The sequence below is a fragment of the Agrobacterium burrii genome (assembly GCF_017313405.1).
Classification (GTDB): domain Bacteria; phylum Pseudomonadota; class Alphaproteobacteria; order Rhizobiales; family Rhizobiaceae; genus Agrobacterium; species Agrobacterium burrii.
On the sequence record NZ_JAFLNA010000013.1, the window covers coordinates 187,784 to 195,556 of the forward strand.

Annotated in this window: 6 protein-coding genes and 1 pseudogene; 2 read left to right on the forward strand and 5 right to left on the reverse strand. The window is 53.5% G+C overall.

Going from position 1 to position 7,773, the window contains the following annotated elements; translation table 11 throughout:
- The first annotated feature begins 1 nt into the window (after window position 1).
- A complete protein-coding gene (locus tag JZX89_RS22180; RefSeq protein WP_045024005.1) occupies window positions 2–1,672 on the forward strand; it encodes a type IV secretion system single-stranded DNA binding effector VirE2 in 1,671 nt (556 codons plus the stop codon).
- A 66-nt stretch (window positions 1,673–1,738) separates the two neighbouring features.
- Window positions 1,739–3,793 carry a virA/G regulated protein gene (locus tag JZX89_RS22185; protein WP_045231705.1) on the forward strand — a complete coding sequence of 685 codons (2,055 nt, stop codon included), beginning with the start codon at window positions 1,739–1,741 and terminating at the stop codon, window positions 3,791–3,793.
- Between the two features lie 510 nt (window positions 3,794–4,303).
- On the opposite strand, the gene JZX89_RS28970 is transcribed toward JZX89_RS22185, so the two are convergent.
- From JZX89_RS28970 to JZX89_RS22215, 5 genes and pseudogenes are all read right to left on the reverse strand, one after another.
- Window positions 4,304–4,987, reverse strand: coding sequence for an autoinducer binding domain-containing protein (locus JZX89_RS28970; RefSeq protein ID WP_421721600.1), 684 nt, complete (start codon window positions 4,985–4,987; stop codon window positions 4,304–4,306).
- A 71-nt stretch (window positions 4,988–5,058) separates the two neighbouring features.
- Window positions 5,059–5,694: pseudogene (locus JZX89_RS22200) on the reverse strand (sugar phosphate isomerase/epimerase family protein); the annotation flags it as partial.
- A gap of 23 nt (window positions 5,695–5,717) precedes the next feature.
- Window positions 5,718–6,245: an NUDIX hydrolase gene (locus tag JZX89_RS22205; protein ID WP_045231704.1), complete on the reverse strand. Its 528-nt coding sequence runs from the start codon at window positions 6,243–6,245 to the stop codon at window positions 5,718–5,720.
- Window positions 6,246–6,281: 36 nt separating this feature from the next.
- The gene (locus tag JZX89_RS22210) at window positions 6,282–6,737 is read right to left on the reverse strand and encodes an inositol monophosphatase family protein (protein WP_045231761.1); all 456 of its coding nucleotides are present in this window, start codon (window positions 6,735–6,737) and stop codon (window positions 6,282–6,284) included.
- The gene (locus JZX89_RS22215) at window positions 6,730–7,014 is read right to left on the reverse strand and encodes an agrocinopine phosphodiesterase (protein WP_010974926.1); all 285 of its coding nucleotides are present in this window, start codon (window positions 7,012–7,014) and stop codon (window positions 6,730–6,732) included. The genes JZX89_RS22210 and JZX89_RS22215 overlap by 8 nt, the downstream gene beginning before the upstream one ends.
- Window positions 7,015–7,773 lie beyond the last annotated feature (759 nt).

Consider the following 7,773-nt stretch of genomic DNA (forward strand, 5'->3'; position numbering starts at 1 on the left):
GATGGATCCAAAGGCCGAAGGCAATGGTGAAAATATCACTGAGACCGCAGCAGGCAATGTCGAAACTTCTGATTTCGTGAATTTGAAGCGCCAGAAGAGGGAGGGCGTAAATTCCACCGGGATGTCCGAAATTGATATGACGGGTAGCCAAGAAACTCCCGAACACAACATGCACGGAAGCCCGACTCACACGGATGATCTCGGCCCGCGGTTGGATGCGGACATGCTCGATTCTCAGTCAAGTCATGTTTCTAGCAGCGCTCAAGGCAATCGGTCTGAGGTTGAAAATGAGCTATCCAACTTATTCGCGAAGATGGCTTTACCAGGCCATGATCGGCGTACCGACGAGTATATTCTTGTGCGGCAAACCGGACAAGACAAGTTCGCAGGTACTACTAAAGGTAACCTCGATCATCTGCCCACCAAGGCGGAATTCAATGCGAGCTGCCGGCTCTATAGGGATGGAGTCGGCAACTACTATCCCCCGCCCCTCGCATTCGAGAGGATCGATATCCCGGAGCAATTGGCTGCACAATTGCATAACCTGGAGCCAAGAGAACAGAGTAAACAGTGTTTTCAGTACAAGTTGGAAGTCTGGAATCGCGCTCACGCAGAGATGGGCATCACTGGCACCGACATCTTCTATCAAACAGACAAGAATATTAAGCTCGACCGAAATTATAAATTGAGGCCTGAGGATAGATATATACAAACAGAGAAATACGGGCGCAGAGAAATTCAAAAACGCTATGAGCACCAGTTTCAAGCTGGTTCACTGCTGCCGGATATCTTAATCAAGACCCCGCAAAATGATATACATTTCTCGTACAGGTTTGCGGGCGACGCTTACGCTAACAAGCGATTTGAGGAATTCGAACGCGCAATCAAAACTAAATACGGTAGCGATACCGAGATCAAGCTCAAATCCAAATCTGGGATTATGCATGACTCCAAATATTTGGAATCATGGGAGCGGGGCAGTGCGGATATCCGTTTCGCAGAGTTCGCCGGCGAGAATCGAGCTCACAACAAGCAGTTTCCGGCTGCGACTGTGAATATGGGAAGGCAGCCAGATGGCCAGGGAGGGATGACTCGCGATCGCCATGTAAGCGTTGACTACCTATTGCAAAACCTACCCAACTCCCCTTGGACGCAAGCCTTGAAAGAGGGAAAGTTGTGGGATCGAGTTCAGGTCCTTGCTCGCGACGGAAACCGTTACATGTCACCTTCAAGACTGGAATATTCCGACCCCGAACACTTTACCCAACTGATGGATCAAGTTGGTCTGCCCGTGTCGATGGGTCGGCAAAGTCATGCGAATAGTGTCAAGTTTGAGCAGTTTGACAGACAGGCAGCGGTTATTGTTGCGGATGGCCCGAACTTACGTGAGGTTCCAGATTTGTCCCCGGAAAAGTTGCAACAACTGTCTCAAAAAGATGTCCTGATAGCGGATCGCAATGAAAAGGGGCAAAGAACCGGCACTTACACTAATGTTGTGGAATATGAGCGCCTGATGATGAAATTACCGAGCGACGCAGCGCAGCTTCTCGCTGAACCGTCCGATAGATATTCACGTGCTTTTGTCCGGCCGGAGCCAGCATTGCCCCCCATCAGTGACAGCCGGCGGACTTATGAAAGCCGACCGCGCGGCCCAACCGTAAACAGTCTGTAGATTTCCTGATACCGCGTCAGTGACGAAGCCCTTTAGTTCAAAATATGCATTTGAAAGGATTCAACAATGGTCGACACGACGAAGAAGAGTGTCGCGAAGTCGCTTACGGCTGACATGCGCCGTTCTGCTAAGCGGCTTTCTAAGCAAATGCGTAAAACCTCGCTTACTGAAGAGGAGGCAACAAGGAATCTAGCCCGGCTCGAAACGCCGGACCAGAAGCGAAAATATGTCGCCGATATGCAGATAATCGACAAGCTGGAAGACGGCTTTCGAGGCGAAATAAGCTATAAAATGCTTGGAAATAAACAGCTTCGGGTCGACAGCCCAAAAGAATTAACGCGCGAGCATGGTATAATAAGAAAAACAAGAAAGGTTCTGAAGCGTAACGCAGAGACTGGCAATGTTTACTTGGGTCTCCACGAAAAGAAGACCTGGAGGAGCGTTAGCAGCCATCTTTATGCCGAGGACGGTACACTTCGCGCGAAGCATGTGAAATACAAAGACGGACGCTTTGAAGAAAAATGGGAACGAGACGAAAATGGCCTGCTGTTCCGCACGCAGTTTGTCAACCGAAATCGGCTATTTCAACCTATTTCCGAGAAGGTCAGCACACCCTACCGGAGCGGACCGGAAAACCGGCTTTTTCGTGAACTAACCCGTCGAAAAGGTTCCAAGCAGGAAACTTTTGAGCGGGACGAAAAAGGCAACCTCGAGCTCATCGGCAGCAAACGTCTCGGCTTTTCCAAGAATTCGACGAAAGCCGTGGATCGTCAGACCTCTCAGACGACGATTCGAAAACTTGGTGGCGCATTCAGCAAATCTTATAGATCCCTGCTAGACACAGAGGGCAACGAACTTGGCCGAGATATATCGAGTCATCGACGGCTCTTCAACAAGCGATCGGCTGTCTACGATGAGGCTAGCGGGCAATTGACGAGCACCAAGCATACGTTCGGTAAGATCTACAAGAGTGAAACAGCGTATTTGAACGCTGATATCAAAAAAGTCTCAAAAAAGATACTCGGCGTGACGGTTCGTCGGAAACTGACGACGCTAAGTGAACAAGAACACGACGCTCAGAAGCTGCGAAATTCGGAATCCATTGAGCATAGGAAGGCTTGGCAAGAGCGCGCAGTTATCCCTAGATCGCCTCCACGGGAGACGGCAAATGTGGATTCGGCGCCGCAGTCGCATCTGGTCAACTCTCTTAGAGACGGCCGTCGTGATGAGGCTGAGCCTAGGGTTGTGCCTGCAAAAGACCGACGATTTGATGGCGTTATACAAAATTCACCCTTGTTTCGGCAACCGAACTCCGAGCGACGGGTCGGTTCCCAAACACTACCTCCATCGTCAAATGTGCGTGCCTTAGATCCAGTTTTTCCAAGGGAAGGCGCTAAGTCGGAAAAAGGGCCAGTGGCGGTCAATCTCCAGCGTGATAATGAAAGGGAAAAGCAAGAGGAAAAAAACCTCAGTGAGAGGCGGGGAAATCTCTTCCGGTCAAGCCGGTCAATAACAGAGATGTCGTTTCCCGGATCGCCGGAAAGAATAACGATGTTAGGTTTGCGGCGGGCCTCGATAAACCCATCCGCCGATCCGCAATCGCCGGTCGGCAGAACGGATTCCCAAGCGCCGCCGATGTCCTTATTTCCGATCAATAATCATCAGTCGGATCCAAACGAGCAAGAGCTCTTGAGTTTCCTGCATAGCGTGCCAGTCCCGCCGCCTTTGGAAGTACATGGCGCACCAGGCGGGCGTGTTGAGGACAGCCTCCGTGGAGCTTCCGGAGACAGCCTGGTGCGAACGAGTTCAGTGTCGGAGAGTGTGTTCGATGAACATTCGCAAGGGCCTTTGGAACGCGATCACTCGACCAATGCGACAAGTGAGCGCTTTGATCCGCAGGCTTTGTTTGGCGAACCGGGCTTGTCGCGCGTCTCAGAAACACGACCAGAACTCTCGATGCAAGGCGACCATTTGACAAATTCGGAACAGCAAGCGTTACTGAATGAACTGCTTAGTGTGCCATTACCGGGTCCTTTGCCGAAGGCGGATCATGAGCGACCGAGGGTTTTGGAAAGCTCACGGAGCCGAGAGCGCTCCATGTCAGGAGGGCTTTCACTTTAGAATGAAATTACCGATTCAAGTGTCCACCCAGTGGCTTGATTGAAACAGGCCAAGATGTGCGGAACACACCACTTCGAGGTGATGCTCGAGGAATAGTTCAGAGTTGTGACATCCCGCTGCGCAGCCTCTACGCATATTAGATGACTCTGCGAGAACGTTTGTGTAGCTTGCAATGTAGCTATGTTGAACCGCCAGCCCATAGGAGCAATGCCGTGAGTGTCTCATCAAAGCCCACCTGCCGTGTCGTGCGGCCCCGCGATACCTATGCCGGAAAACAGGGCTTCAGCGTAACCGATGTCCTACCCCCCCCGTTGTTCTCGCCGCCCTAATCTGTGATCGGCTTTCCATGGACGAGCAACGGGAGTTTCTCCATGGAGAGTACATTGGAGTTTCTCACAACCAGGAAGTCTGGACGTGAGATTCACCGGCATTGGCCGGACGAGGTCAAGGCGCAGATCGTTTCGGAAAGCTTGAGACCTGGCGCGCGATGGTGAATGAGGGCGCCGAGCGCTATGGATTGCGGGCGAACCGCCTTTCGACTTGGCGAACGATGGCGCGGCAGGGCAAGCTTGTTCTACCTGCACCCGATGACCCAGTGGAGTTCGCAGCGGTAGTCATCGATCCACCCGTTGCGGAGCCGCTGATCAATAAAACTAGCCGCCCTGAGATCATCGTCGGCGCTGTCACCATCCGCCTGGAAGAAGGTGCGTCTGCCGCCCGCATTGCCGCTATTGCGCGTGCCTGCGCGGTTCCGGCATGATCTTTCCGTCGAACCGCGTACGGATCATGGTCGCGACCAAGCCGGTCGACTTCCGTAAAGGTCATGATGGATTGGCGGCATTGGTCAAGAATGAGCTGCGCAAAGATGCCGTAATCGGCCGCATGCGCATAGAAGGCGCGCTCTTCCTTCGACAGCCCCGGCCGTTCCTGCTCCCCCGACCATGCGAAGACATGCTTCCTGGATCTTGCGCGTTTGACGACCGGATCGAGGGCGTCGAATTTCTTGTCGAAATAGGTTGATTGCCACTCGCGGTGATAGTTGGTCACCGCGATGATATGCTTGTGCTGGATGTGAAGGTAGGCAAAACCGGTGAAGCCGAAATGCTCGGCGAAGTCCGCGAGCCCGGTCTTCAGGATGCATTCATCGCCCTCGATTGCGGCAAGATCGGTCAACTTGTCCAGCCAGTGCTGCATTCCATACCCCCATCTGTGATTACAACTATCCTTGTCGTCGCGGTCCGCCTCGACAGTCGGCGACCGGGAGCCCCAAGGACCGGGGCCATGGCGCGCAACTGATCGCGGAAATCGAGGCCGCGATAGTTGGATTCCAGGTAGGCGTGGCTGAAGTCGATCAGGGCTACGACATCCGGATGATTGACGGCTTTCACCGTTGCGGCAACTTCGGCCGGAGTCTGACGATACTGGCCCGGCTCCGTTGTGAAAATATTCTCAAAGGCGATGCGAATACCGTACGCTTTGGCATGCTCGCCCAATTCGAGCAGCGCTTCGCATTGACGCTCGTCAGCGCCGGCGCGTTGAGCGATCTGATCGGCGCGCAGAAAGCCCGCGTGCTGGACGAGAACGCGGGCGTCGATGCTGTCGCAAATCTCGACCAGTGCCTTTGCAGCATCGACCTGGTGCCGGCGCGTTGCCGGGTCCATGAAGTTCGAGGACACGAGGCCGTGCACGGTATAGCGGAAGGAAAACGTCTCAAGAAGGGTTCTGAGCCGATCGGCACGCTCTTTGACGATGCGGCCACCCGCGATCAGATCGAGGCTGGAAAGGGCGAGTTCGACCGTGTCGACGCCGATTGCCTCAAGGCGGCGCAGCTCTCTCTCGAGGCTGTCAAGCTCGCCGTCCGTCGATGCCGTATTGAAGCCCGTTGCGATAATATTGTTCATAATGATTTCCAGTTCTGAGGCGCTTAACCCGCTTTGGAGGCGACGGCGGCGGCCCGTTGGATTTCTCGTTCTTCGAGCCTCGCAAAGAGGCCGCGTAGCTCCGGCTCGCCGACCGCCGATGCCGCCAGACGGGGACTGAACCATTGAAGGTCGCGTTGATGGCGTTCCGGAAAGTCGTCTTCCATCCGCTGGACATCGAGAAGATGGACCTGGACCATTGCCGGAATGAACTCGCCGTCACCAAGCCTCTTCACGTAGGTGTAATGACCCCAAGCCTTTTTTCGGACGCGTCCCCGGACACCAGCCTCCTCCCAGGCTTCCTGGCTTGCGACCTCATGCGGCTTCTTTTTCGCCATTGGCCAACCTTTGGGTATGACCCAGCGCCCGGTACCCCGGCTGGTAATAAGGAGAACCTCGATTGGGCCTGAACTGTCATCGGTTCGCCGATAGCAAATAGCGGCGTACTGGGTCCTGATTTCGCCGGTCCAGAGCTTGTCAGCTACCATTGCCAGTCGTGCTAAAGCTGTTTGTCCTGCAGGTTCACCGGGCATGGCGTGATCCACCCTCGAATTGAGAAAGCGTAGCGGTCATCCCTGGCGCGGGTGACCGTTCAACCGTGTTGGAACGGTCTTGCCGCCGACCAGAATCAGATCTCGAACAGGTGCATAAATCACGCCGAATGACGGACGACGGTTCCCGTACAGACCAATCGAGATCGCCCAATTCTGGCCGCCGCGGACGAAGTTGAATGTTCCGTCGATCGGATCGATGACCCACACGCGCCCGGAGGCGCCAGGAATCTCGCCACTTTCTTCACCCATGATGCCATCATCGGGGAACGCCTCCCGCAAGCTGCCAATCAGGAATGCCTCAACGTCCTTGTCGGCCTCGGTAACGAGGTCGAGGTGTCCCTTTGTCTCGACGGGAAGGCTCGACAGGGAACGAAAGTGATCGAGGGCACGCTCGCCGGCTTTGCGGGCGATCTTCTCGACAATGGCAGCGGTATCCTGCTCGGCAGACTTTGGCATATTCTGATCAGCCATTTGCTTCTTCTTTCAGCCTTGCAACCTGTGCGACATCGTCTCCGAGAAACTGGTCGAGCTCCCCGTCGCGGATTCCCTGGATAACCTGAGCTTCGACATTGATGCCGTACTGCATCAGCTTTTCATGATGTCCGGCTGGCAGGTAGCAGAATGCCGCGAAGCCCTTGTCTCGAAGCTGGCGCGCCTCGCCGCTGGCGAAGTGGTATATCTCGATGTTCATCGCATCGAGGTCGGCCTGGCGGGCAATAGCGGCAGGGTCGATCAGCCGGGAATGCATCAGGCCGACAGTCGGAACTTCGGGTCCCCGACCTGTACCATTCGGTGAGCAATGGATAGGGGAGTTGATATCGTCAACCGTTCACTTCTAAAGAAATAGCGCCACTCAGCTTCCTCAGCGGCTTTATCCAGCGATTTCCTATTATGTCGGCATAGTTCTCAAGATCGACAGCCTGTCACGGTTAAGCGAGAAATGAATAAGAAGGCTGATAATTCGGATCTCTGCGAGGGAGATGATATTTGATCACAGGCAGCAACGCTCTGTCATCGTTACAATCAACATGCTACCCTCCGCGAGATCATCCGTGTTTCAAACCCGGCAGCTTGGTTGCCGTTCTTCCGAATAGCATCGGTAACATGAGCAAAGTCTGCCGCCTTACAACGGCTCTCCCGCTGACGCCGTCCCGGACTGATGGGCTGCCTGTATCGAGTGGTGATTTTGTGCCGAGCTGCCGGTCGGGGAGCTGTTGGCTGGCTGGTGGCAGGATATATTGTGGTGTAAACAAATTGACGCTTAGACAACTTAATAACACATTGCGGACGTTTTTAATGTACTGAATTCACATCCGTTTGATACTTGTCTAAAATTGGCTGATTTCGAGTGCATCTATGCATAAAAACAATCTAATGACAATTATTACCAAGCATCAATGAGATGATGTGTGTGTCTATGTGTAAATATTGCGCGGAGTCATTACAGTTATAATTATTTTACGAGTTATTTAAAGTTATAAATACATTTATATACCAAGATATATAG

What these genes read in the sequence shown, in the direction of transcription:
- JZX89_RS22180 (WP_045024005.1), top strand. Translation starts at nt 2, where the DNA reads ATGGATCCAAAGGCCGAAGGCAATGGTGAAAATATCACTGAGACCGCA.
- JZX89_RS22185 (WP_045231705.1), top strand. Translation starts at nt 1,739, where the DNA reads ATGGTCGACACGACGAAGAAGAGTGTCGCGAAGTCGCTTACGGCTGAC.
- JZX89_RS28970 (WP_421721600.1), bottom strand. Translation starts at nt 4,987, where the DNA reads ATGCAGCACTGGCTGGACAAGTTGACCGATCTTGCCGCAATCGAGGGC.
- JZX89_RS22205 (WP_045231704.1), bottom strand. Translation starts at nt 6,245, where the DNA reads ATGCCCGGTGAACCTGCAGGACAAACAGCTTTAGCACGACTGGCAATG.
- JZX89_RS22210 (WP_045231761.1), bottom strand. Translation starts at nt 6,737, where the DNA reads ATGGCTGATCAGAATATGCCAAAGTCTGCCGAGCAGGATACCGCTGCC.
- JZX89_RS22215 (WP_010974926.1), bottom strand. Translation starts at nt 7,014, where the DNA reads ATGCATTCCCGGCTGATCGACCCTGCCGCTATTGCCCGCCAGGCCGAC.